A 727-nucleotide genomic window follows, 5' to 3' on the forward strand; every position below is an offset into this window, starting at 1 on the left:
AACGATTTTGCAATTGACGCGAAAAACGATGGAGTTGTTGTTGCAGCGTAGGGGAATGAGACAAGACATCTCTTTGTTGTTCTGGGAACAAGGCAAAAAGGTTTTGCAAGTCTTTCCCAGGATTTTCGACAGAGCGCGCTGTGCGTCTTTGTTCTCTTGAATATTGCTCTATGATGTCAGTCATGGTCTTATGTGTCATATCGGCATAACTTTTAAGTGTGTCACCCAGCTGTGAAACAGTCTCTTCCGCACGTTTGCGCGCTGGGCTTCTTAGACCCAGGATTTTCTTCCCGGCAAGCTTACCAACTGATTTAGGATTTTGGATAATGTGATCAGCAAACTGTTCGCCTAAACTTGGATCTATATTGATTGTCTCAATCATTTGGCTTAATGCTTGTGTGTTGCCGTAAACACTTTTTGATAACCACTCGACTTCATGGCGGTATGATTCAACCCCACAATGGTTTACGAGCCTTTCGGCAAGGATCTCATTGGTGAGAGGCGCTAATATCTCGCTTGGGATAAGCGTTTCTCTCATGTTTTGAACATTGTTTTTCTGAAAGGAGATGAAATCACCATTCTGTAATATTTTCACTTGCTCTGGTTTAAGATCATCTTTGTGCCCGACGATGAAAGTGCCACCTTCTAATTCTATGACAAAACCTTCAGCTGAAGAACCTTTATAAATGCCATCATAGGTCACACCTTCTTTTGCTGCCAAAACAAT

Annotated in this window: 1 protein-coding gene; it reads right to left on the reverse strand. The window is 42.2% G+C overall.

Features of this window, described 5'->3' with window-relative positions:
* A partial coding sequence (locus tag ACFIK8_RS10120; protein ID WP_375669347.1) for a BID domain-containing T4SS effector occupies positions 1 to 727 on the reverse strand: 727 nt, incomplete at both ends.

This window comes from Bartonella sp. MR168JLCBS, from assembly GCF_042194175.1.